Origin of the sequence: Magnetospirillum gryphiswaldense MSR-1 v2 (genome assembly GCF_000513295.1) — a bacterium.
Taxonomy (GTDB): Bacteria; Pseudomonadota; Alphaproteobacteria; order Rhodospirillales; family Magnetospirillaceae; genus Magnetospirillum; species Magnetospirillum gryphiswaldense.
Genome location: NC_023065.1, coordinates 640,913 through 664,278 on the forward strand (window position 1 = coordinate 640,913; position 23,366 = coordinate 664,278).

The 23,366-nt window shown below is 61.0% G+C and carries 19 protein-coding genes and 1 pseudogene; 13 read left to right on the forward strand and 7 right to left on the reverse strand.

The window, feature by feature from the left end; all coding sequences use genetic code 11:
* The first annotated feature begins 10 nt into the window (after positions 1-10).
* Both MGMSRV2_RS03010 and MGMSRV2_RS03015 read left to right on the forward strand, forming a co-directional pair.
* Positions 11-577 (forward strand): polysaccharide biosynthesis/export family protein, encoded by a 567-nt coding sequence (locus MGMSRV2_RS03010; RefSeq protein WP_024078851.1) that lies wholly within the window; start codon positions 11-13, stop codon positions 575-577.
* 61 nt (positions 578-638) lie between these two features.
* Entirely contained in the window at positions 639-1,511 is an 873-nt protein-coding gene (locus MGMSRV2_RS03015) for an NAD-dependent epimerase/dehydratase family protein (protein WP_242410711.1), read from the forward strand.
* On the opposite strand, the gene MGMSRV2_RS21805 is transcribed toward MGMSRV2_RS03015, so the two are convergent.
* Positions 1,508-1,657, reverse strand: coding sequence for a hypothetical protein (locus tag MGMSRV2_RS21805; RefSeq protein ID WP_162472130.1), 150 nt, complete (start codon positions 1,655-1,657; stop codon positions 1,508-1,510). The two genes, MGMSRV2_RS03015 and MGMSRV2_RS21805, sit on opposite strands and share 4 nt — an antisense overlap.
* Between MGMSRV2_RS21805 and MGMSRV2_RS22355 the strand changes: the two are divergent.
* The 3 genes and pseudogenes from MGMSRV2_RS22355 to MGMSRV2_RS03025 all read left to right on the forward strand — a co-directional run.
* Positions 1,604-1,741, forward strand: a pseudogene (locus MGMSRV2_RS22355) (glycosyl hydrolase family 28-related protein); the annotation flags it as partial. The gene MGMSRV2_RS21805 and the pseudogene MGMSRV2_RS22355 overlap by 54 nt on opposite strands.
* 156 nt (positions 1,742-1,897) lie before the next feature.
* Positions 1,898-2,956, forward strand: a complete 1,059-nt coding sequence (locus MGMSRV2_RS21815) for a right-handed parallel beta-helix repeat-containing protein (RefSeq protein ID WP_242410740.1) — start codon at positions 1,898-1,900, stop codon at positions 2,954-2,956.
* Positions 2,957-3,133: 177 nt separating this feature from the next.
* Positions 3,134-4,672, forward strand: a complete 1,539-nt coding sequence (locus tag MGMSRV2_RS03025; protein ID WP_242410741.1) for a WecB/TagA/CpsF family glycosyltransferase — start codon at positions 3,134-3,136, stop codon at positions 4,670-4,672.
* Here MGMSRV2_RS03025 and MGMSRV2_RS03030 read toward each other — a convergent pair.
* The 4 genes from MGMSRV2_RS03030 to MGMSRV2_RS03045 all read right to left on the reverse strand — a co-directional run bounded on the left by MGMSRV2_RS03030 (position 4,622) and on the right by MGMSRV2_RS03045 (position 8,686).
* The gene (locus MGMSRV2_RS03030; RefSeq protein ID WP_024078855.1) at positions 4,622-5,944 is read right to left on the reverse strand and encodes a sugar transferase; all 1,323 of its coding nucleotides are present in this window, start codon (positions 5,942-5,944) and stop codon (positions 4,622-4,624) included. The two genes, MGMSRV2_RS03025 and MGMSRV2_RS03030, sit on opposite strands and share 51 nt — an antisense overlap.
* Positions 5,937-7,136: a hypothetical protein gene (locus MGMSRV2_RS03035; protein WP_024078856.1), complete on the reverse strand. Its 1,200-nt coding sequence runs from the start codon at positions 7,134-7,136 to the stop codon at positions 5,937-5,939. Before MGMSRV2_RS03035 ends, MGMSRV2_RS03030 begins: the two co-directional genes overlap by 8 nt.
* A gap of 30 nt (positions 7,137-7,166) precedes the next feature.
* Complete coding sequence (locus tag MGMSRV2_RS03040; RefSeq protein ID WP_024078857.1) at positions 7,167-7,880, reverse strand: hypothetical protein; 714 nt, start codon at positions 7,878-7,880, stop codon at positions 7,167-7,169.
* 83 nt (positions 7,881-7,963) lie between these two features.
* Complete coding sequence (locus tag MGMSRV2_RS03045; RefSeq protein ID WP_144084267.1) at positions 7,964-8,686, reverse strand: TylF/MycF/NovP-related O-methyltransferase; 723 nt, start codon at positions 8,684-8,686, stop codon at positions 7,964-7,966.
* Between the two features lie 298 nt (positions 8,687-8,984).
* On the opposite strand from MGMSRV2_RS03045, the gene MGMSRV2_RS03050 reads away from it, so the two are divergent.
* The 4 genes from MGMSRV2_RS03050 (at position 8,985) to MGMSRV2_RS03065 (ending at position 14,127) form a co-directional block, all read left to right on the forward strand.
* Positions 8,985-9,653 carry a class I SAM-dependent methyltransferase gene (locus MGMSRV2_RS03050; protein ID WP_024078859.1) on the forward strand — a complete coding sequence of 223 codons (669 nt, stop codon included), beginning with the start codon at positions 8,985-8,987 and terminating at the stop codon, positions 9,651-9,653.
* A gap of 142 nt (positions 9,654-9,795) precedes the next feature.
* Entirely contained in the window at positions 9,796-11,238 is a 1,443-nt protein-coding gene (locus tag MGMSRV2_RS03055) for an outer membrane beta-barrel protein (protein ID WP_084027889.1), read from the forward strand.
* Positions 11,239-11,258: 20 nt separating this feature from the next.
* Positions 11,259-13,487 carry a GumC family protein gene (locus MGMSRV2_RS03060; RefSeq protein ID WP_158497721.1) on the forward strand — a complete coding sequence of 743 codons (2,229 nt, stop codon included), beginning with the start codon at positions 11,259-11,261 and terminating at the stop codon, positions 13,485-13,487.
* The gene (locus MGMSRV2_RS03065; protein WP_024078862.1) at positions 13,471-14,127 is read left to right on the forward strand and encodes a hypothetical protein; all 657 of its coding nucleotides are present in this window, start codon (positions 13,471-13,473) and stop codon (positions 14,125-14,127) included. Before MGMSRV2_RS03060 ends, MGMSRV2_RS03065 begins: the two co-directional genes overlap by 17 nt.
* Here MGMSRV2_RS03065 and MGMSRV2_RS03070 read toward each other — a convergent pair.
* Both MGMSRV2_RS03070 and wecB read right to left on the reverse strand, forming a co-directional pair.
* Positions 14,121-15,491, reverse strand: coding sequence for an O-antigen ligase family protein (locus tag MGMSRV2_RS03070; protein WP_024078863.1), 1,371 nt, complete (start codon positions 15,489-15,491; stop codon positions 14,121-14,123). The genes MGMSRV2_RS03065 and MGMSRV2_RS03070 overlap by 7 nt on opposite strands.
* On the reverse strand, positions 15,488-16,594 hold the full coding sequence (gene wecB / locus MGMSRV2_RS03075; RefSeq protein WP_052588846.1) for a non-hydrolyzing UDP-N-acetylglucosamine 2-epimerase: 1,107 nt from the start codon (positions 16,592-16,594) through the stop codon (positions 15,488-15,490). Before wecB ends, MGMSRV2_RS03070 begins: the two co-directional genes overlap by 4 nt.
* A 136-nt stretch (positions 16,595-16,730) precedes the next feature.
* Here wecB and asnB point away from each other — a divergent pair, with 136 nt between their 5' ends.
* From asnB to MGMSRV2_RS03095, 4 genes are read left to right on the forward strand one after another with little or no spacing between them, the layout of a single operon-like run.
* Positions 16,731-18,572: an asparagine synthase (glutamine-hydrolyzing) gene (gene asnB, locus MGMSRV2_RS03080; RefSeq protein WP_024078865.1), complete on the forward strand. Its 1,842-nt coding sequence runs from the start codon at positions 16,731-16,733 to the stop codon at positions 18,570-18,572.
* Positions 18,563-19,792 (forward strand): hypothetical protein, encoded by a 1,230-nt coding sequence (locus MGMSRV2_RS03085; protein ID WP_024078866.1) that lies wholly within the window; start codon positions 18,563-18,565, stop codon positions 19,790-19,792. Before asnB ends, MGMSRV2_RS03085 begins: the two co-directional genes overlap by 10 nt.
* Entirely contained in the window at positions 19,777-21,045 is a 1,269-nt protein-coding gene (locus tag MGMSRV2_RS03090) for an O-antigen ligase family protein (protein WP_024078867.1), read from the forward strand. The genes MGMSRV2_RS03085 and MGMSRV2_RS03090 overlap by 16 nt, the downstream gene beginning before the upstream one ends.
* Positions 21,042-23,300: a nucleotidyltransferase family protein gene (locus MGMSRV2_RS03095; RefSeq protein ID WP_024078868.1), complete on the forward strand. Its 2,259-nt coding sequence runs from the start codon at positions 21,042-21,044 to the stop codon at positions 23,298-23,300. Before MGMSRV2_RS03090 ends, MGMSRV2_RS03095 begins: the two co-directional genes overlap by 4 nt.
* Positions 23,301-23,366: the final 66 nt, after the last annotated feature.

Sequence of the window (23,366 nt, forward strand, 5' to 3'; positions counted from 1 at the left end):
AAGGCCTCCCATGCGTTATTTTGCATCTATTGCGTTTGTGCTGATGGCTTTGGCCGGATGCGCCCGCCACCCATTGCCCGATGTCATGGCGCCGAGTTCCATCGGCGACTTCACCGAGGGATATGTGCTTGAACCGGGCAACCGGATCCGGGTCATTGTCTTCAACGAGCAGAACTTGTCCGGCGAGTTTCAGATCGATTCAGCCGGCAATCTTAGCATGCCGCTGATTGGCACGGTCCGCGCAACCGGGGTCACCGCGCATACTCTGGTGGGGCGGATCGAAGAGGTTCTGACCCGCAGCAGCTATATGCGCAATCCCAAGGTGGCGGTCGAGGTGCTGAGCTATCGTCCCTTTTATGTCTTGGGAGAGGTCAAGCTGCCGGGTGAGTTTTCGTATCTGGCTGGCATGACGGTGCTGTCTGCCGTGGCCCGCGCCGGCGGTTATGATTATCGCGCCCGCGAGAACGAGGTCATCCTGGTGCGCATCATCGATGGCAAAGAACAGCAGTTCCGCGCCATCGAGCGCACGCCCATCCTGCCTGGGGATATCATTCGTGTCACCGAACGCTATTTCTGACGGGGAGGGGGGGGTCCTAGTTACCGGGGGGGCTGGTTTCGTCGGCACGGTGTTGGTCGGTTTGCTGCGTCAACACCAGCCGGTGGTGGTGGTTGACGATCTGTCGGTCGGGCGGCCGATGCCGGCTCAAACCGATGGTTTGATCTGTTATCAGGCAGATATCAGAGATCGCCAAGCGATGATCGCCATCATGGAGTGCCATCGTCCGGCAAGTCTGGTTCACCTGGCTGCGATCCACCACATCCCCACCTGCGAGCGCGATCCGTTTCACGCCACCGATGTCAATGTGATGGGATTCCAATCGGTTTTGGACGCCTGCGCGAAGACGGGGTGCCGCCATGTCGTACTGGCTTCGAGCGGCGCGGTGTATGATTGGCATGACGGCCCATTGGCGGAAAATGCCGCCTTGGCGCCCCAGGATGTCTATGCCGCGTCAAAGGCGGCCAATGAACATCAATTGGCCGCTTGGGCAAAGGCCGGACGGGGGGCGGGAATTATCGCCCGCATGTTCAATGTCATCGGCCCCAATGACCCCAACGGTCACCTTATCCCCGATTTGTTGCGGCGGATGGATGCCGCCCCCGGCGGGCCTTTGACCTTGCGCATGGGCAATCTGGATCGTCGGCGTGATTTCGTCGATGTGAACGATATGGCGGCGGGGCTTGCTTGCCTGGTGGGACGGCACAGCACGGACATCGACGTCTACAATTTGTGTAGTGGCCGTGAATATTCCGCCAGCGATATCGCCTTGCGGCTGGCCGCTCATCGGGGGGCGCAGGTCGAGTTGTTCAGCGATCCGGCTTTGTGTCGGGTGATGGATCGAACCAGCCAATTGGGTGATCCGGGGAAAAGTTTTCGCGACTTTGGGTGGCGTGCCGACCGTGATCTTGACGACAGCATTGCTGCGATCGTGCGGACATGGACAGCAAACTAGCCCTCCTGAGCCGTCGCCGGATTGGTTTGGTCGCGCTGGGCGCGGCCCTGGGCGGCGGTGTGGTTCTGGCGGCGCAACGTTTGCTTCAGCCGGTGAGTGGACAACGCGGTGTACGGGCTTTCGGCGCCAAGGGCGACGGCATTCACGATGACCGCGCCGCATTGCAGCAAGCCATTGATTTTGGTGGCGACGAGTTATGGTTTCCCTCGGGCCAATACCGGCTGACTGGGCCGTTGCGGCCTCGGTCCGGGCAGGTCTGGCGGGGGGCGGGGCCGTCCCGTTCGGTTCTGGTCTATGGGGGGGCGCCGACGGAGGTGCCATTCAATCTGCTGCATTGTGACGGCAATGATGTGCTTGAAGACGTCACCATCCGCGATTTGGGCTTTTTGGGTGGGCGCAGCCAGCAATTAAGCTCTTCTCCGCAAGGGCAGGAAGGTTTTGCCTTGTATCTGCGCTGCGCCTTGCGCGCGATCAGCATCCTTAATTGCCGTTTTCAGCATTTCGGTGACGGTCGTAGCGGCGGCGGTGGCGTCATCCTTGGTCCACGTCCTGAAGCGGAAGGCCAAGGACTGGAAAGTCTGCGGATCGAGGACTGCGTTTTCGCCGATAACGGCAATGTGCCGGGCCTTTACATCGCCGCTTGCCAGGCACCGGGGTGCAATTGCAGGGGCATCTCGGTTAACAACAACAGCTTTGCCGGCAGTGTCGGCTCGACCAAGGTGCAAAACTGCATCTATATCCTGGGGGGCGGGGCGCAAAGCCTGCTCCGGCATGTTATGATCAGTGGCAATCGCTTTGAACTCGACACCCGAATCGATGTCGCCATTGAGCTTAACTGGGTTGATACCTTCACCCTCTCCGGCAATATGCTGCACTTTCAGGCGGTGATGCCGGGGAGTTCGGGGATTTTGATCCGCGATGGCTGCGCCAATGGGGCGATTGTCGGCAACGTCATCGTCAGCGATCGTGCCGACAATGATTTGCGCGGCATTCTGGTGCTGAACTTCCAGCATCCGGGTACCATCACTAATCTGGTCATCTCCGACAATGTGGTGTCCGGCGTGATCGGGGCCATCGGCGTGGATCGGGGCTCGACCGGTGTGGTGGTTGCCAACAACCGCATTTCCGGCAGCAATGCGCAGGCGAGCGTGGGCATCCGGATCGTCGATGCGTCGGGGGTTCTGGTCAACGGTAACATAATTTCGGCTATGACCCAGGCGATGGCGATGGGGATGGGCGATCGTCCGGCCTCGGGGCTGCGCAACATCGTGGTCGAACACAATCGCTTTGACCGGTGCGGCGGTGACGGGCAGGCTTTGATTGCTGCCATTGTCCCGCTATCGGGTTGGGCTGCGAAGGAATTGCTGATCCGCGACAACACGGCGGTGGACAGCGTCGCGGGCAGTCGACAGATCGATCCGGTTTTTTTTTGCCGGCGATGGTGAACGATGACGCGTATATGGTTGTCGTTGGCCCGTTCCGGGGCCATTTGCCGCCTGTGCGCGGTCACTGATCGGCAAAACCGGGTGGCGCGCGAGGAAAAGGTCGGTCAAGGCCAGTGGCTGATGCAATGTGGTCATTGTGGCGGTCTTTATCTTGATCCGGACATGAGCGCTGCGGGGATGCGCCGCTTTTACGCAAAGGACTATCGTCGGCTTTATCCATTTGAGAACTGCACTCGTCCGGATGAAGCGTTTCTTCACGCCATCCGTTGCCGGGAAATCGGGCTTCGCCGGGCTCGGGCGCTGGCATTAGCCGTGACGCAAGGCGGTCAGGTGCTGGAAATCGGCAGTGGGCATGGCGGCTTTCTCGGGCGATTGCATGCTTTGCGCCCAGACTTGGCGTTGACCGCGGTCGAGCCAGATGGCGAGCATCGCCATCTGGCCGTGGATGGTGCGCCGGTCAGGTTCCTGAATTGGGGCGATTTGCCTGATTGCGCATCCTTTGATCTGATCGTTTTGTTCCACACCCTGGAACATATGCTTGATCCGGTTGCCGATCTCGGGTTCTTGGCCCAATTGCTGTCCCCGGCGGGGCGATTGGTGATTGAAGTTCCCGAAACCCGTGTCGATGCCGTGAGTGCCGCCGACATTCATCCAGCCCATGTCACCTGCTTTACCGTGAACAGTCTGCGTCGGGCCGTCCTGGCGGCGGGGTTGAAGCCGTTTGCGCTCCCCCTGGCCAAAGCGGCTGCGTTGCCGGCCTGTCTGTGGGTGGAAGCGGGGCGGCAGGGAGTGGAAAAGTGGGACACGGTTCCCCCCGACGGGCCGGCTGTGGCGCCGCCGCGGCAAAGTTGGCTGCGACGGGGATTGGGGCAAGGTGCCAGGGTGCTGCTGCCGGAGGCGTGGCGGGGCCGGCTGTCGCGCTGGCGTCATGGCCCGGTGCTGGACAGAAGCTTGAGCGAACCCGGCGGGCGGGTGTTTTGCTGGGGGATCGCGTTCGATCTCGACTGGACCATGGGGGCTTTGCTGCGGCAGGCGGTGAAGGCAATGGCCGAGCGAAAGCCGTTTCGGGTGGCGGACATCAATGTGGCCAAGCTGATCGGGTTACGGGCCGATCCGGCATTCCGCTTGGCCGTGCTCGGCGCCGATGCCGCCGTTGTCGATGGCATGGGGGTCCTGTGGGGCTTGCGATATCTGGGGCTGCCGGCCAGGCAGCGGATTTCAGGTGTGGATTTGTTGGATCAGGTGGCTGCGTTGTGCGCCGAACGGGGGTGGCGCCCCTATATCGTCGGGGCCAGGGCCGATGTCCTGGCGCGGGCGGTGGAACGCTTGCATCGGCGCCATCCGGGTTTGCATCTGGCGGGCTGGCGCGACGGCTATTTCCCCCCCGCCCAAGACGAGCAGGTGGCGGCGGATTTGGCCTCGTTCGGGGCGGATTGCCTGATCGCCGCCTTGCCCTATCCGCGTCAGGATTTATTTCTGGCCAAGGTGCACGCCGCAAGCGCCATCCCCTTTGCCTTCGGTGTCGGAGGCTCTTTGGACGTTTTGGCGGGTGACCGCCGTCGGGCTCCGGCCTGGATGCAAGCCGCCGGGCTGGAATGGTTGTTTCGCTTGATACAAGAGCCGCTGCGGCTGGGGCCGCGTTATGTGTCTTGCAACAGCCGCTTTTTAGTCGCGGTGCTGTCCCAATGGGTCGTCCAGCGACTGGCTGGGCGGTGAAGCCGATGGCGGGGCGTTGCGGATAAGCGACGGAATGGTCTCGGCCAGAATGCGCAAATCCAGGCCGAGCGACCATGTGCGGATGTACTGGATATCCAGTTCCAATCGCGTGGCGATGGCGACGTCGCTTTCGACGTGACCGCGCCAGCCGCGAATCTGGGCCAAACCGGTGATGCCCGGGCGCATGCGGAAGCGTTGCGCGTATTGCGGCAGCTTTGATCCCCATGTCATGTCATGGGGAAAAGCATGTGGACGGGGCCCGACAAGCGACATGTCGCCGCGCAAGACGTTCAACAATTGCGGCAATTCGTCCAGGCCCCAATGGCGCAGGACTCGGCCGATACCGGTGACGCGGGCATCGTGGTTTTCCACCTGCGGGGCCTCGGCCTGGTCTGACGCCATTGGCACCATGGTGCGGAATTTGTAGATGGTGAAGGCGCGTCCGCCCAAACCCAGGCGGCGCTGGTGAAACAAGATTGGCCCCGGCCCGGAGCGCCAGACCAGAAGGGCGATGATTCCCATCAGCGGAGCGCAGAGCATCAGGGCCAAGGAGGTGAAAAAAATGTCCTCCAGGCGCTTGATCAAGTCTTGCGCCGGTCCCGGTGCCGGCACTAAAGGCAGCGTCCCGCGCCCCCCCCCGGCCAGGAAATCGTCGAGGTCGGGGCAATAGCGCAAGGCGACGGGGCTACCATGCAGGGCCAGGATCAGGGCTGTACGCTGCGCCGGTTCGGGCACATGCCCGATCAGCAAGATTTTTTCGCCGTCCAGGGGGACGCCGGTCGCATTGCGCCGGTCCAGCCAGTCGAGTAGCTCGGACGGATGCAGGCACAATATGTCCATGCCCGATTGGGTGGCGTAATCCGCCTGCGCTTGTTCGGTCACCTTGGGCTCGCCCACCAGGATCAGGCGGCGCGGCATTTGCGAATGGCGGATGGCAGCAAGGGCAAGGCCGAAAAGCGTCACCCAGCTCGACAGCGCCCAATAGATCGCCCACAGGCGAGAATATTGGTCCGATATTTTCAAGGCAAAGGCAGTGGTGCTTAGAATCAGGGCGATTAGTCCCAAGCGCAGGCCAGCATCCATCCCGCGCCGAATCGGCAGCCAGCCCTTGGGGCTGGGAACAAGCAGCTCGCTCAGGCCATAGAGGCCGACGGCTGCCAACAGCGTGTGCCAATAAGGTTCGGGCATGAGCAGCGTTTGGTGGCGGATGGAAAATGCGCCATAGCCGCAGGCCACGATGAGGCCCAGTCGCGTCGCCAAGAGGTCAAGCACGGGCGGTGTCGTTCACCAGTGCGGCGACACAGCAGCTGGCCAGCCAACCGACGAATGCCGCGACAATCAACCGCAAAGCCAAGATCAGTTCCAGGGGGACCCGCCCGCCCAAGAACACCTGCGCGACTGTGGAGAGTGGCACCGCGACCAGCATGAAGTAAGCCACCCGCTTTTCCCCTCCTCGTGCAAAGGCCAGAGCAAAGGCCAGGGTGCCGATAACCACCGAAGCCCATTCCAAGGCAAAGATAAAGGCGGCCAATTCCCATCCCGGCATGAAGAATGTCGATGCGACAGGGGTGGCGGCAATGACGGGCAAAATCAACAACAGCAGCGGCATGTGCAGCCGGCGCCATGTGGCTTGCGCATCCTGCGACCTTTCCCCCCGGGCGACCGCTGGGATCAGCAGGCGATCCATCTGCGTGCCAATGCCGACCAGAGTTTGCAGGATTTGCAGTCCGATCAGCGCCGCGGACAGAATTTCCGGGTGGGCGTTGCCGATGACGAAGGGCAAGGCGCGATCATTGATCGTGCCTACCAGCGATAACCCCCACAAGCGCAAGGCGGCTTTCGGCGGCACTGTCCTGGGCCTGCGCGGGGCCAGCGCCAAGATCGGCAGCCCGGCCATTTGTCCGACCAGAACCTGCGCGACGATGCCGGCGGAGAAGGCCAGCCCGACCCCGATTTCGGCATGGTGCGGCCATGCCAAGGCGATGGCAACGCCGCCCGCGCTTTGGATGGCAAAGCGCAGCAGAATTCCGCCAGAGGCGGTCCGAACCTTATCCAGGCCAAACAACAGAGGCGTCGGGTTGGCGGCGGAAATAAGTACCCCGGGAATTGCGGCCAGCAAAACCAGCCGTGCCGTGCCCGGGTTGGGTGCCCCCCAGGCCAAAGCGGCCCAAGCCAGGGCCGCCGCCGTCGCCGCCACGATCAAACGGCTGCCGACCGATTGACGCCACGAATCCAGCCATTGCTCTGAGCGCGCGCTCTCGCGCAGGAAATAGGTGCCCAGGCCGATTTCGCTTATAAAACAGATTGTCGCAGCCGTCATCAAGCCCAGGCCAAGATCGGCGAACCGGGTCTTGCCCATAAAGGCGATCAACGCTAACTGGGCGGCCAGATTGGCGGCTTGGGAAAGCCCTTGCGCGCCAACGGGCCCCAGCGGATGCAGGGCTCGTTGCCAAATGGTTGTCATATCGTCGTGTTTGCGTCGGGGCCGCAAATTTTACGATGCGGTGGCCGCACCATCATCCCTGACTTTGAGAAAATCAGGAACGCTCGTCCCGGTCATGATGTCGATGATGATCGCACCCGATTGAGCCAGGGCTGCGGCCAATCGCGGATCGGCCGAGGCGGCGGTCAACAATTGGGTCACGTCGCGCAGGGCGCCGGCCGCCGAAGCTGCGACATTCGGTGATTTAAGGGACGTGAAGGAATCCGACATCACCTGCAAGGCGGCGGTGGGCGATATGGCGAAAACCGCCGGCGACGTGGCCACCCCGACGGCATTGACCGAAATGGCCGCACTGATGGCGGGAGCGGCGGCCTGCACACTGGGGGAGGTGGCGATGCGCGAGGTGGAGACGGCCAGCGACAAAGCCGCTTGCGGCGCGGCGGCGATGACCGCCGGTTGGCGGGCGACGGCACTGGCGGCATTGGCGGCATTGGCGGCGGCGAGCGGATTGCTGGCGATCAAGCGCTCGGCGGCTGTGCTCACCATCTGGGCCAAGGCGGCCAACCGCTGCGGATTGCCGCCGCTCAAGGTGTTCATGGCCTGCTGGATGGCCTGGCCGTTGCCGCTGGCGACGGCGGCCTGCAGAGCAGGGGGCATCGTCGCCTGGGGGGCAGCCGCCTGGGCGTAGACTTGCGGGGCGATGGCGACGGAGCCAAAGACCCCCAAACAACAGACGCACAGCAGACTTGGGATCAGCCTTCGCATAAAACCTCCGCGCTCATAACTCGCAAGCTCATCCTATACACTAGATAGCCGAATCCAAGCAAGGACACGCACTCGTCCACTGGTTATGACACAACGTGATGGCAGATAAAGGCCTGAGAAGCGGGGCCGTAAGCGAACCAGGGTTCGACCGTGATGTCATGAGTGCGGAGAAATTCAGCCAAAGCCCGCCTTTCGCCCTGACAATTATCGGCGCGAAACAGGTTGTAATCATCAAAAAGCAAAATCGTTCCTTGCGTCAGTCGCGGCGCAATGGCGCTCAAGGCGTCAGCCGCCGAGGCGAACAAGTCGCAATCGACGTGGACGATGGCTGCCGGGTGGGGGCCGATATTGTGGCTGGTCTGGGAAAACAGGCCGGGGAAAAGCTGCAATGCCGGCGGGCCCAGGCCGACATGGCGGCAGCGGCGCAGCACGGCGTCAAAATCGGCCTTGAAGGAACCGGGGGCCAGGCTGTCCTCACCCTCGGCATTATCGGGCATGCCGGCGAAGGTATCAAAGCCGTAAAAGGTCGGGCTGTGTTCGAGAAACAGGGTGACCGTGCCCTGACGCAGAAATGGCAAGTCGCGGGAGCGTTCCAGATGGCGGCGGAAATGTTGTTGCGACAATCGGCTGTTTATCAAGGATGCACCGCGGTACACCCCGAATTCGTAATAATCGCCCACCATTTGAGTGGCGTGAACATAGCCCCAGGCCCGGTGCAGGGCGCCGAGCGCGTCGTTGCGATGCATGCTGGCGCCAATACGCAGGCGCCGGTACTGCAATTTAAGGAAGTCGAGAAAATGGCCCATGCTGAACAATCTATACATCGGGTTTGGTAAGGAAAGTAGGGGCGTGATGTGGCGGTTATTTGGCGTGTGTATGCGAATAGATGATAAAATTCAATTTTTATGCAAGTGATTATTGCTGACTTTTCCTACGATCTGATAGTCGAGATATACTCAATAAATCATGGTCGATGCAATTTCTGATTTTATGTCTGTCCGTGGAGGTGCCGGGAAGGGTCGCTTCCAGTGCGGCTGAAATTAGGCTATCTAGTCATCATACCAAATCCAGACAAAGCAAGTGCATCCATATGGGAAACGTCGGATGAATCCCCCCACTTCCTACAATCAGGGCTATTACAATGATGCCTTTGGCTGTTTCGACGATCTCGTTTTTCGTCGGCGCTGGGCTCGTGCCTGTGCTTTGATGGGCGGCTATAGCGGTTTGTCCTGTGATGCGGCGCTGGAGTTCGGTGCTGGACTTGGGCAAAATCTGGCGGAGATACAGGCCGCCGAGAAGTGGGCCGTTGACATCAACCATACCTCGGCACAAGCCTGCCGATCCCAGGGCTTCGAATGGCGTGACTCCCTTGACGGAATCCCTGCCGATCATTTCGACGTGATCCTGGCGCATCACAGCCTGGAGCACGTCCCTGATCCCCATGCAATCTTACTTCAGCTTCGCGATAAGACGAAGGCCGATGGGCGTCTGTTTATTGCGGTCCCCGTCGAAGACGGCGCCGTCCCTAAGGATGTGGATGGGTTCGATTTGCAGCGCCACCTTTATTCGTGGACACCAAACACCCTGAAAAATCTTTGCTTGATCAGTGGCTGGCGGCCGCTGTGGATCAGGCGCCGATGTGGACGCGGATTGCACCGGACTCTTGTTCTGGCGGAGCGCGCTCCCCGGCTGTTCTTGGCCTTACGGGATGGAGCGGATCGTTATCTCCCCCGGTCGACGGGCGAGATTGTCGTTTGTTGTCGACCCGAATAGGCGCGGATCACGCCCCATCGTCTTGGGAAGGGGGGGCTCTTTCGACCGTGTGCGCAAAAGATCGGAGGAGCATTTTGGGGCGTTATTATTGCGCCAAAGTTGTCGTGATCTTGACAGGAAGGCGAAAGGGATATAACCAGAAATGATGGTGCTTTGCAATTTCTGGTTTGCCTCTTTAGCCTTTGGGATTTCCCAAGTGGCGCATGGTTGTCGGATGATGTTGTTGCCAAGTGGTCGTGGGCTAGAAGGGTTAGAAGTGATGAAGTCCGCACGTGGTATGGCTGTCGGTGTGTTGGTCTTGGTTGGGGGCTTGAGTGGCCCAGCATTGGGACAAAGCGCGTCCGAGGCGGATCAAAAGGCTGTCGGCCAGAAAAGTGAAAGCGTGCGTAAGCAAAAGGAAGGCTTGCTGCCGCCCAAAGAGGCGTTGGAGCAAAAGGACACCGATATCGCCCCCGATGCCTATCAGCCGAAGGGTGTCGATCTCGGCGCTTTCCTGCTGATGCCGAAGATGGAGCTGGATGTCGCCCGCAACAGCAATATCTACGCGACCAATTACGACGCCAAGCACGACATCATCAGCACCTACCGGCCCGAATTAGCCCTGAACTCGCGCTTTGATCGCCACGCAATCAACGCCCTTGCTCGCGTCGAGCGCAAGGAATTCGTCACCTTCGACAAGGAAAGCGTGACCAACGGGTTGGCCCAATTGTCGGGGCGCTACGACGTTACCGACCGCGATGCCCTAAATGCGTCGCTGACTTACACTCATGATCACGAAGATCGCGGCAGCTTCGATGATGCCGGTGGCTTGCGTCCCACAGAATTTCATTATTTGACGCTCAATGGCTCAGGCGCGTTCTCCATCGGAAATCTGACATCCAGTCTGGGCGTCACGGCGGTGAAGCGCGACTGGGAAGATACGCGGACGAGTACGGGGATTACGCCGTCTCATTTTCGAAATCGCAACGAGCTCGATGTGACGTTGCGGGAATCGTATGAATTCATTCCCGGCTATTCCTGGGTCAATGAAGGGACTTTGCTGTGGCGTGCCTATCAGCATGATGCAGATCAGTTCGGCATTGGCCGCGACAGCTCGGGCCTTCGTCTGGGCACCGGTATCGGCCTTGATATATCCGAGTTGGTTCGCGGTGATTTCCTGGCTGGCTATATGAGGCAAAACTACAAGGACGAGAGATTGAGCGATCCTTCGGGCTATTACGTCAAGGCCCGGCTGAATTGGTCTCCGTCGAAGTTGACCACGATCATTCCGACGCTTGAGCGTTCGATCGAGGAAACCACTGCGAACAATGTCTCCGCTTTGATCCGTACCGCGGTGTCGGTCACCGTGCGCCACGAATTGCAGCGAAACCTCATTTTGGGCTCGACCCTCAGCTACAGCCGGGATGAGCAAAAAGGTGGGAATCTGGAGGCTGATACCTATGAAGGTGTCGTCCGTGCCACTTATTTATTCAATCGTAATCTCTATTCCAGCCTTGAGTTGGGTGAAAAGCATAAGTTGACCAACGTGGACGGCAGCGGCTTTAATCAAACCACCGCGATGCTGCGCCTTGGGCTCCAATATTGACGGATTAAACGGATTTGAAATTGTATGACAGTAAGTCTGCGCAGGATTCCCCCGATCTTTTTCGGCGTCAGGCGCGTAGGGCTTTGGGGGTGGTCGGTCGCGGCAAATGGGTCGTTCTCGGCTGGATCCTGATAGTCACCGTCCCCACGGTGTTTTATCTTTATAAAGCCGAGCGTCGCTATACCGCCCAGGTCGAGGTGCTGATCGAGGCCCCCGATATCGGTGACAACCTACTGGAGCGGTCCTATGGCAAAAGCCGTTTGACCGAGGCCTCGGTTCAGACCGAAGCCGACATCCTGAGTTCGTCGGTACTGGTGGAAAAGGTCATCGACAAGCTTGGTCTTGAGCGTGATCCGGAATTCAACACGGCCTTGCGCCCGGTCTCGATGTGGGCGAAAGCAATCGGCTATATCAATCCGCTGCCCGTCTTGACCGGCCAACGAGCCGGCGAACAGCAATTGTCCGCCGAGGGCAGGGTGAAAGTCGAGCGCGCGCGTATTCAAGGTATGTTTCTGTCCCGACTATCAGTGAAAAGTCACCGGCGATCGTTTGTCATCACCGCTGAATTTGTCGCTGACAATGGCGAAAAAGCTGCACGAATCGCCAACACTTTGGCCAATCTATACGTCCTTGAGCGTTTGGAAGCCAGCTTGCAAGACTCCAAGCGGGCCAATGAATGGCTGGCACAGCGCTTGGATGAGTTGCGCCGTGACGTGGCGACGGCGGAACAGGCGGCGGAACAGTTTCGCAGCAAGTACAACCTGGCGCAGCGGCGCAGGGGCGAACGCCAGATGACTGTTAACGATCAGCAATTGGTCGAACTGAACAGCCGCCTGGTCGTCGCTCGCTCGGAATTGGCGCAAAAGCAGGCGCGCTATGATCAGTTGCGTGGGCTGTTGCGCAATGGCGGGTCGATGGAAACCGCCTATGACGTGTTGCAATCTCAGTTAATCCAGCGCCTGAGAGAGCAACAGGTGGGTAAAGAGCGTGAATTGTCCGAAGCCATGAAGACCTATGGTGACCGACACCCGCGGATCATCGGCCTGCGGGCGGATTTGCATGAATCGCAGGCCAGGATCGCTCAGGAAATCAGTAAGGTCGCCGCCTCGCTCGCGACCGAAACCGAGGCCGCCCGCGTCGGCGTGTCGTCGCTGGAACGCCAGATCGGACAACTGCAGCAAGGAACCAACGAATCCGGCGTGCATGAAGTCGAACTGCGCGAGCTGGAACGCCAAGCCGAGACCAGCCGCACGCTCTATGAAGCTTTTCTCAGCCGCTACAAGCGCGATTCAGAGCAGGAAAGCATTCAGCGCGCCAATGCCCGCGTGCTGTCGCCTGCCGCCATCCCGATCCAGCCTTCCTCGCCCCGTCGGGTCCGGATTTTTCTGGCTTCACTGCTGCTTTCGGTATTCGGCGGTATCGGCTTGGTGTTCCTGCTCGACCGGTTGAACGGCCGCATTCGTTCGGCCGAGGAAGTCGAACAGATCACCTATCTGCCTTTGCTAGCGGTGATCCCCAAGCAGGGCGGCAAGAAGCGGGATGCCGAAGCCCTGGCCTTTGGCATCTTGAACGCGCCCCGTTCGCCCCTGGCCAATGCCTTTCGCTCGTTGAAGGCGGTCTTGGCGGCGTCGGCGGTCGATCGTGGCGACAAAGTCACGCTGATCACCTCTTCCATTCCGTCCGAAGGCAAAAGTTTCATCACCCGCAATCTGGCCATGGCGGTGGCGGTGACGGGCAGTCGGGTTTTGGTCATTGACGGCGATCTGATGCGCCCGACACAGCATGTAGCACTGCAACGAGAGCCATCGCAGGGCCTGACCCAGTTGCTGTCGGATGCCAGTCTGTCGCCCGAGCAATTGATCCTGCGCGACGAGCGGGGCGGCTTTGATATCTTACCGGCCGGACCGGTTGATGCTTTTTCCGGCAACGCTCTGTCCAATGGGCGCCTGACCGAGGTGCTGCAATCCTTGTCGGCGCGTTATGACCGTATTTTCATTGATGCGCCGCCCAGCTTGGCGACCACCGATGTTCAGGTGCTGACACAGGTTGCCGACCAGATCGTTTTCGTCGTCAAATGGAATGACACGCCCCGCGACGCCATCATGGCGGCACTGTCGTATCTGGCCAAGGTCGGTGCCGAAGTTAGCGGCGTGGTGTTGTCGCAGACCAGCCCCGCGCATCACCGCAAGGGAGCATATGGAGCCTATGGCTATTATGGCGCCTATGAGGGCTATGGCAAAAACACCTGAGCTGCGCCGTGGCGAGCGCCGCGCCTTGTTGGTGCTGGCCGTGCTGGCCGTCGTGCTTGCGTTTGCGGCCATCCCGCGCCTGATTGCCGGCACCTTGCTGGCCTTGGCTCCGGGCGTGCATTCCGACGGGCTTTACCCACAACCAGAGGAATGGGCGGCGACCGAGGAGTTTCTCGCCCGGGCCGAGGCATGGCAGGCATCGACCGAAATCGGTCGCTATAGGGCTTTGGTCCGACATTTGGCCAAGGCGCCGGACGAGCGGGCGGGATTGGAAAAGCTGTTGGCGCAAGCGCCGCTGCTCCCTGAACAATGGTTGTGGTTGGGCCAGATTCTGGCACGGACCGATCCGGCCCAGGCCATCGCTGCGTGGCGGATGTCGGTTTATAATGCCCGGGTCTATCCGTCGATCATGGAATCCCGCCTTGATCTCGGCTTGGAGTTAAAACCCGAGATGGGGGCCGAGGATCAAGGCTTGCTCGATGATCAGTTTCGGCTGTCTTATGTGGTGCGTCCGGCCCAGGTTCAGCAAATTTTGGCGCAACAGCGCAATCTCATCCACCGGGGCTATTTTGCTCGTGTCGTCAAGAACCTGAGTGACGCCGACATGGACGCTATCATGCGCATCCATGTTCTTCACTGATATGCTTTTGCGGACCACGACTGGCTATAGCCAATCCCGAGAAGATAGGCGAATAAGGCCGCCAGGGCGGGTATTTGCACGGTGAAATCGATCATGGCCTGTAAACCCAGCAACGTCGCCGCCGCCACGGCCAGGGCCGGGTAGATCTGGTCCTGGCGGCGACGGACAAGACCGGCGCAACAGCCGGCTATGGGGATAATCACGGCGGAAAGCAGGCACAAACCGGCGGGCCAGCCCAGATCCATAATCACTTCTTCCCACGAATTATGCGCATGATTGTAAAGGACCGGGCGTGGCAGGCTGGTATCGCGATAGGGCATGATGGCGCTGGTGAAAGTGCCCAATCCATGTCCAGTCAGCGGGGCGTCGCCAATGGCGATCCAGGTCAGGCGCATCAGATTGGGGCGGTCGCCGGTCAGGTCGCCTTCGCCGCTCATGCGGGCCAGGGTGATGTCGCCATCGGCCAGCACTGCGGCTCCGGCTAGGCCGATCAGGACCAGCAGCAAGGCCAGGGTCTGGCGCAGGCGCACCAGGCGCCCGATGGTGGCGGCAATCAACAATGCCAAGCAGCCTGCCCCGGTAACGAGAAAGGCGCCGCGTGAATGACTGGCCAGGACCGCCAGCCACAGGAATCCCGAAGCGATCAGCCAAGGCACGGTGCGGGCCAGCAAGCGTTCAATCCGTTCGCTGGTGCCGATGGAGGGGCGTTGTGCAGCCGAGCGGTGGATGGCCAGGGCAAGACAGGCGAGGACGCCGATCCCGGCAAAGGCGCCAAAGGCGGCGCGACCGACAAAGGTGCCGGTAGCATCACCCTGATAGGCCCATTTTTTCATCCACAAAATGTAGTCAAGTTCGATTAACTGGCAAAACAAGGCATAAGCACCATAAACCAGCACGGCGACGGCCACGCTTTTCAGGCCCCAGGCGGCGCGATGGCGTTGGCGCCCTAACTGGGTTGCCAAGACAAAAATCAGACCATAGGCGCCCAGGCGCATCACAGCGTGACCGGACATTTCCGGGTTGGCGGAAATGGTGGCGCCAAGCGGTCGGGACAAAGCGGCTGCCGTCTCGGTCCAAACCGGGTGCGTCCAAGACAATGGCATGATCGGCAGGGTCTGCAACACCCCCCAAGCCAAGGCCATCAGGAACAAGGTGGCGGGAAGCGCCAGCTTGGTCGCCGGCAGGCCCGGATGGCATCTGCCCCGCAGGCGGCCTACCACCCATATCAGGGTCAAGAGGGCGCTGGCCAGGGTCAGCAGGCTCCACGACCATGCCCGGTTGGCGGCCAGCGGTAAGGGCGCTAGCACAATAAGGGCGGTCAGAGCAATGAATATGCGGTCGTTGGCCGAGCGGCGATGGCTCATGTCGGAGCACTTTCTTCCGCCATCAGGCGTTGGACGATCAAGGACGCCGCCCCACCGGTGCCGAGGGTGTCAAAGGTTCCAGTGGGCCGATGGATGGGGTGGGGGGATTGCAAAATCTTGGTAACGGCGGTGATGATGGCCTTTTCGTCGGTGCCGACCAGAATTGCGTCGCCCTCCAGCACTTCCGGGCGTTCAGTGCTGGTCCGCATGATCAGGACCGGCTTGCCGAGATAGGCCGCTTCTTCCTGGATGCCGCCGGAATCGGTCAGGATCAGACTGGCTTGCATCATCAGCCTGACGAAGGGAACGTAACTGAGCGGCGCGATCATGCGCAACCGGGGGTGAAAGTCGCGCAGCCGGGCGACGGTGTCGGCCAGGGCCGGGTTGGGATGGAATGGAAAAACGATGTGGCAGTCGTGTTCGGCAACCAGAACTTTCAGTGCGGTCTCGACTTGGCTCAAGCGCTCGGGGGTCAGGTTCTCGCGGCGATGCAAGGTGCATAATATCAGCTTTTGATGCGGGTCCGCGGCGGTCGGAGCGATATTTTCATCGCCAAGATTTTGCGCCAGCAATAAGGCGTCAATGACTGTATTGCCGCACACCTCGATGGCTGACGGGGCGATGCCTTCGCGTTCCAGATTGTGTTTGGCGCTCGGGGTCGGTGCAAAATGCAAATGGGCTAATTGGGCGATCAGGCGCCGGTTGATTTCCTCGGGCCATGGTTGGTTGGGGTCACCGGTGCGCAGGCCAGCTTCCACATGGGCGACGCGCACGCCGTGGTGAAACGCGGCCAGGGCGGCGGCGATAGCCGAGGAGGTGTCGCCCTGGACCACCACCCAATCGGGCCTTTCCTGGTTCAGCACCGTCGACATGGCGGCAAGGACGCGGGCAACCATGTCGTTGACCGATTGGCCGTCTTGCATCAGATCCAGATTGTGATCGGCATGCAGGTGGAAGTCAGCTAGCCCTTGTGAAAGTAATTCGCGATGCTGTCCGGTCAGGCAGACCCTGACGGCAACGTCGGCGTGGCACTGCAATCGGCGGATGACCGGAGCCAGCTTGATGGCCTCGGGCCTTGTGCCGATGATGACAAGGATACGCACTACCCTTTTTCCGTCCCCATGCTTCATGCCCCATATTTGGACGCCTTTTACGCAAAAGGCAAATATGCAATTCTTGGTTTGCGATGGTGGGGTGACTATTGTTGGCTCACCGGTTACTGACAGGGCTTGTGGCTAAATGTGTGGAATAGTGGTCGCGTCCCTGAACAGCTCGCCGATGGAACCGCATCGCCTGGACTTGGCCATGGCTTGTGTCGCTCATCGCGGCCCCGATGGCGAGGGGCGGGTATCGCGTCGCCACGGACGTCTGATCATGGGCCATCGCCGCCTGTCCATCTTTGACCCGGGCGCCGGCGGTCACCAGCCGATGCTCGGTCCTAGTGGCGATTGTCTGGTCTTTAACGGTTGCATCTACAATTACCTGGAACTCCGGAGCGAGCTGATCGCTCTGGGCCATGGCTTTCGCACCGGCAGCGACACCGAGGTTGTCTTGGCGGCGTGGCGGGAATGGGGTGAAGCGGCGTTCTCGCGTTTCAACGGCACATGGGCGCTGGCCTTGCATGACGCCGCCAGTGATCGCTTGGTGATCAGCCGCGACCGGCTGGGGGTGCGACCGCTTTACATGTTTCGCCAGCCCGGACGGATGATCCTGGCCAGTGAAATCCGCGCCGTGGTTGCCGCCTCGGGTCAGCCGGTCCGGGTCGATGCCGTTCAGGCCTTTGACTTCTTGTCCTTGGGGCTGTCCGATCACCAGGATCGGACCATGGTTGATGGCATCACTCAGGTGCCGGCAGGGGCTTTGTGGGTGGAAGATAGCCAGGGCGCCTTGACGCGGCGGCGCTATCACGATTGGCCCGAGCCTTTACCCGCGCCCGAGGCGGCGCAGGCAATCAAACACTTGCCGCGATTGCTGACCAGCGCGACCGGATTGCGATTGCGTGCCCATGTACCGGTGGCGGCGCAATTGTCGGGGGGCATGGATTCCGGCGCCGTCGCCTGGGCTATCGGCAGTCAGGCCCAGTCCATGACTGCGCCGTTCTTGGGATTTTTCTCGTATGGCTATGATCGCGGGGGCGAGGAATACAACGAGATTCAGGCGGCCCGACAGACCAGGGATCACGTGGCTGCTGCGGCTTCCTTTCACGAAGTGCGTGTCGATCCCACTCCATCGCTTGACGATATCGAGGCATTTTTGGCGGCGCAAGAAGTGCCGGTCAGCACGCCCAGCCCGGTAGCCGGTCTGCGGCTTTATCGTGCCATGCGCAAGGCCGGGGCGGTCGTCGCCTTGACTGGCGATGGCAGCGACGAATTGTTCGCGGGCTATACCCGACGCTATTTGCCGGTGGCGTGGCGCGATGCGGTGCGTAGCGGCGCGCTGGCAGAGGGCTGGGATTATTGGTCCTCGCCCGAGTTGCATTGGCGCGACGGCTTGGCCCGTCTGGTCTGGAGCTTGCCCTTTCCGGCTCTGTCGGCGTTGATGGCGAGACGGACGCATATGGCGGTGCTGACGGATGATTTTCGCCTGTCTCATGACGACAGGTTGCGTGATCTGGCGGTGCGTCAGAGCTTGCCTCTGGCCGAACTGGGGCGAGTTGACGCCCAAGGCGGGGCGCTGTCGCAAATCCTGCGTTACGCCGATCGCAACGCCATGGCCGTGGGCATGGAATCGCGCTCGCCGTTCCTGGATTATCGGGTGGCCGAATTGGCCATGCGCTTGCCCATGACGCTGAAAGTGTCCGGGCGCGGCGGCAAATTGCCGTTGCGTGACGCCATGGCCCCCTTCTTGCCGCCAAGGGTGATCGGAGGGGCGAAAAATCGCGGGCTGGGCCACGCCGAGCAGTTTCGTGTTGGCAGTCTGGATCTTGGTGATTTGCTGGCCGAACCGCCGAAAGCGGCGTCGGAGATGATCAATGCCGGCCGTCTGGCCAGAGCTTTGCGCCAACACCCCAGCGATCCGCGCCTATGGTGGCCGGTCTGCTTCCTGTTGTGGCTGCGTCAGGTGGAACGGCAATGGCCCTAAGCCCTTTTGCCGCCTTTGTTGCTGAGTTGCAACAGCGCCATGGTCCCGAGGTGGACCTAGTTCGCCACGAGTTGTTTTTCCAGGGCCAAAAACGCTTTCCCGGTGGCCGGGGGGCACTGGCCTTGGCACGCGACGCCCTGCTGTTGGCCCGACCATCCCGCCGCCAACCGCTCCCGACCGGGCTGCTGGCGGTGTTGGTCGCCACCTTGGCCGGCAGCAGTGGCTGGTCCAGCTTGGCCCGCGCCCTACCCGCCATCGCCACGGCAGGATTGACGCCGGTCGTCTTGGCCCATCCCCGGTTGGACCCGTCGTTGTTTCCAGCCGATGTGCCGGTTCTGCGTCCGGGCGGGTTGGGCTTGGCCGGGCTCGATCCGGCTGGATGGCTGGGTGGCTGGGTGGCGCAGGCCCAGGCCCGGCAAAAGCTATGGATTCGGGCCGTGGCAGGTTTGTTGGCCGACCGTCGCGGCGTGTTGGTTTTGCATAATGATTTCGACATGATGAGCACGGCCAGCCTGCACAGCGGCTGGCCCAGCGTCTGCCTGTTGCACGGAATTCCCACTGACGAGTTCTTTCCCTGTCGGGCCGATTATCAAATTGTGTGGGGACCATCCTCAAGGCAGGCCTTTGCCGATTGCGGCGTCGCCTCTGCGCGGCTGGTGGTCGATAGTCTGGGGCGCGGTGCAGGCGATGGGGCCGGCCCGGACGGCCCACCGCAGGTTTTGGCCGTCGCGTCGCAGACCCAGGCGGTCATTTTCGGTCCGCATCTGGCAGCGCATCTGAAGGCCTTCGTGGCGGGGCTGCACCAGCTTGATCGGCGAATGGTGGTGCTTTTACATCCGCGAGAGGGCGGTCGCCATCCTTATGGAGCAGTGCCGACCAGCTTGCCTCCCCATGTCGTGTTGCAGGCGCCGCAACCTGCATTGGTTCTGGCCCATTGCTCGACCTTGGCCATCGATGCCGCCCTGGCCGGTCATTGGGTCGCTGCCGTGGAGTTCCCCCATACGGCCAATCAGGCGGCTTACGCTGTTGCAACGCCGCCATTGCGGGTGAAAAGTGCAGGAGAAGCATTTGCGCTATATGGTCGTCTGTCCGATGATGAAGCGTTTCGCAGGCAGGCAGCCATTCGGCAAAAAGCTTGGCTGAACAACACGTTTTCGCCCGAAACCGGGGGGCTTTCCCGCTTGCTTGGTAAGATTGTTCCGTCATGTCCTTTGCCTTGATCGTGTTGTTAACCCTGTTGATTTCCCTGGCCGATCTGACTTCGGCTTGGCTGTTTTCGTCCGATCCCGATCATTTGGGCATCGAGCTGATCCGTTTTAGTCGCGAAGGCTTGATGGTCGTGCTGGCGGCATGGGGATTGCGGGCCGCCCATCGCAGCGGGGCGTCCTTCATGTTCGCCGTGCTTTATGCGGGGGTGATCGGCGGTTACGCCGTGCTCGCTTCCGATGATCTCGAGCTCAGGGTTGTCATCGCCTCAGCCGCGAAGCTGTCCTTGCCGATTGTGTTGGTCGCGGCGGGCTATGGCAGTCTTGAAACACCCCGGCGTTTGGGCCTCTATACCTTGATCCTGGCGGCGATCGCCGGGGCCTCCACCGCTTTTGGCGCCTGGGATGTCGGGCAGACCCAGTTCTGGACCGAAACACTGCAATATGGTCACTATCTCAATGGTGTCAAAGGCATCATTTCCGGCTTCGACAGCTATTATGTCTTGCCCTTCAACTTCTTCGGCTATGAGGGAGAGCGTCGCGCCGGCGGTCTGGTGGCGGCGCCCCTGGCCCAAGGCAGCATGGTCGCCATTGGCGCCATGCTTGGTTTCGCTGTGTTGCAACGCAAGGCTTTTTGGCTGGCCCTTGGGGTCTTGCTGGTGGGCATGATCGGGGTGTGGCAAAGCGGCACCCGTGGCGCCATGCTGATCTTGCTGATCGCCGTGCCGGTATTTTTGGTCCTGAGCGGACGCGGTGGCACGATGGCCCGCAATCTGGTCATGCTGGCGGCCTTGATAGCGGGGACTTATCAGACGCTGCAATTTGTCTATTCATATTCCGCTAACTTTGAGGATGGCTCAACCATTGGTCATTTCGAGGCGTTGCAGCGGAATTTGGAGGAATTGGGCGATGTGGCCATCGTTGGGCCGGGAATCGGCGCCTCGGGATCGGTGGCGGCCGATGAAGGCTTGGAGATGGCCGGTGGCGGTGAAGGTTCAATTTTCGCCATCGCCTATCAGATCGGTGTTCCCGGCGCGGTGATATTCCTGTGTTATTACGCGGCCATCCTGCGCAAGACCCTGCAGGCCCGGCGCTTGGGCGGGGCGACGGGCGATATCGCCTCGGCCGTCTTCGCCCTTGGGATTGGCATCATCACCACCCTGATCAGTTCCGACCATATTTTCAGCCTGTCGGGCATGGGGATATTTTGGATTGTTCTGGGGGGGATTGTGGCCCAGGCGGATAGGGCCAAGGCTGTGCGCCCATGATCCGCGTCTTGATGGTCCATTGCGAGTTCAGGCCGCAATCGAGTGGCGTTGCCCGCCACATGGAAGGCTTGGCCCGGGCTTTGAGCGATCGTGGCGACATTGTCCTGACCATCCTGGTCCAGCGTTTAACGGAAGGTCCGGCGCGGGGCTACGAGGTGGATGGGGCCGGGTTCAAAACCTTGTTCGCGCAGATGCGACGCTGCGATGTCGTCCATGTCCATGGGGCGCGAACAGTGATTTCCACACTGGCCTTGCGTCTGGCCCGATTGCTGGGCAAGCCGGCGGTGTTCACGCCGCATTGCTATTATCAAGGCGGCGATTGGCTAAACCGGATGAGCAAGCGCTTGTGGGATTGGGGGGTTGAACGTTCATCGCTTCATCACGCCGATGCCGTCATCTTGCTGCATTCCGGTTGGCGCCAAAGCCTGACCGAACTGGGGTTTCGTCCGCGTCGGACCGAGGTGATCCCCAATTGCATCGACGCGTCTGCGGTGCGGGATAGGCAGGTCGCCAATCCGGCGCGGCGTCTGTCGGGGCAGCCGGCCGTGTTGTCGGTGGGGCGGATCGACAAGGTCAAGCGCCTTGACGACGTCATCGGCGCTTTGCTTGAACCGGGATTGGAAGAGGCTGAGTTGCACATCGTCGGCCAAGGTGATGATCTGGTCCGTTTGCAGGCCCAGGTCATCGGTCTGGGTCTGGGCGCGCGGGTTCATTTCCTCGGCTGGCGCGACGATGACGAAACGGCGGCCATGGTCGGCGGCTGCGACGCCATGGTTCTGGCCTCGGAACGCGAAGGTTTGCCGACCGTCTTCCTGGAATCCCTGTTGGCCCGAACCCCCATAGCGGTCAGTGATATCGACGGTAACCGCGCCATAGCCGACGCGGTGGGGTGGCATCATGTTTTCACTTTGGGGGATCGTCGGGCGCTGGCGGCCTGCGTGTTGGAATGCGCCGCCGCTTCAGTGTTGCCAGCGATTGCCGATACGGTGGAGCGGCTGTTTAGCTGGCAAAGCCGGGGCGACGACGTGGCCGCCCTTTATGACGATATCCTGCGGCAAAGACAGGCGGCGAGTTTGACCGCATTGCCGGCGCTGGCGCCTGAATTCGAAGCATTGCGGCACTGCGTCGCGCTGGCCTTGGACCCGTCGGGAAATGGCCATGCCTTGGGCCACGCTTTGGCGCGGGTGGCGGCGTGGGATGATTTCATCGGCGGGGCCGAGCGCCACAGGGTTGCGCCTCTGGTGCTTGCGGCGTTGAAGAAAATGCCCGCCGACGCTATCGCTCCTGCACGGTTGCGGGCGTTGCAGCGGCGCAATCGGCGCAACGCCTTGCGCGGTATGGCCCAGATCGCCGAGCTGGCCCGGTTGATGCGCGCGTTTCAGGACCAAGGCATCAAGGTCTTGGTGCTGAAAGGTGTGGCGCTGTCACAGCGTTTGTATGCCGATCCGTTTCGCCGTGGCGTCGGCGACATGGATCTGTTGATCGGGAGGGCTGATTTCTTTCCCGCCCACGCCCTTTTGGTCGCAAATGGCTATGTGCGCCAAGACAGCTTGGCCACCCATCCGCCGCTTGGTGATCTGGTCGCCCTGATGAAGGATTGCGCCTATGTCCACGACGGCGGGCATGTGGTCGAGCTGCATTTGCAACTGAGCGAAAGGGACGATTGTCCCGAATGGGATTTTCCCGTGCTGTGGCGGGATCGGGCGGAAATCCGCGTGCAGAATCTGGTTCTGCCCACTTTGTCCGATCGCGTCTTGGTCCCCTATCTGCTCGCCCATGGCGCCCGCCATTGCTGGGACCGGTTGTGCTGGCTGGCTGATATAGCAATGTTGTTCAAAGACGAGGCCCTGCGATTACAGTCCCTGGACGATTGTGCGCGTTTGGGCTGGAAGAACGAAGCCGCCCACGCCGACGCGCTGATCGGATTATGGCTGGGGGAGGGGGCGACTTTAGCGCAGGTGTCGGTGCCGATGCGTTGGTTCATGCAGGCGTTCTTTTCCGACCGGCGCTGGCTTGAGCGGCCACGACGGGGGACGGCGGCCTGGATAAGCTTGGAGTTTCGGCGCCGCTTGTGGGGGATACGCCTCAGCGGCGATTGGCGCTGCAATCTCGCGGCAGTCAAACGGGCATTGCGCAATCCGGTGGATGAATCACTGATCCCCTTGCCCGCGCCCCTGACCTTCTTGTACCCGCTCTTACGACCGGTGGGCTGGGTGTTGCGCAATTTCATTTACCGCGCTCGCAGGAGGGAATGAGGCCGCAGAGAACCTCGAATAGAGATGTGCTCGTCCTGTTGGCCGACATGCTCTATAGTTGTTGCT